Origin of the sequence: Trabulsiella guamensis ATCC 49490 (assembly GCF_000734965.1) — a bacterium.
In the GTDB taxonomy this organism is placed as follows: Bacteria; Pseudomonadota; Gammaproteobacteria; order Enterobacterales; family Enterobacteriaceae; genus Trabulsiella; species Trabulsiella guamensis.
In genome coordinates this window covers 1-359 of the sequence record NZ_JMTB01000239.1, presented here as the reverse complement: position 1 = coordinate 359, position 359 = coordinate 1, and the positions used below count along the sequence as shown (strand labels likewise).

The following is a 359-nucleotide window of genomic DNA, read 5'->3' as shown; positions in this document are numbered from 1 at the left end:
GATAAAGCAGCCGTATGGCTTCTGCAAAATCATCATCCCGCGTGTAGAAATAGCTCTCCGGTACGTCCAGGATGCTGGCTATTGCACACATCATCTCAAACGTCGGGCGATGAATGCCGGTTTCATACTGAGAAATCCGTGAGCGGGCCGTGGCTTCTTCAATTCCGGCAAGCACCCCTAATTTTTCCTGAGTCAGATTTGCCCGTAACCGGGCGGCTTTAAGACGGGCAGGTAACATAGCAACACCATCAGTTGTAAATACTGGTGCTATGTTTAGCATTGCTTTACACTCAGGTTGTTTAGATATCCTTGACATGATAACAGACAACACAGAGGTGACTGAAGATGACGGATAAAGA

Annotated in this window: 1 protein-coding gene; it reads right to left on the bottom strand. The window is 47.4% G+C overall.

Annotation, left to right across the window (positions count from 1 at the left end; genetic code table 11):
- Nucleotides 1–238: helix-turn-helix domain-containing protein (locus GTGU_RS23740; RefSeq protein WP_038163964.1), on the bottom strand; the 238-nt coding region annotated here is incomplete at its 3' end.
- Nucleotides 239–359: the final 121 nt, after the last annotated feature.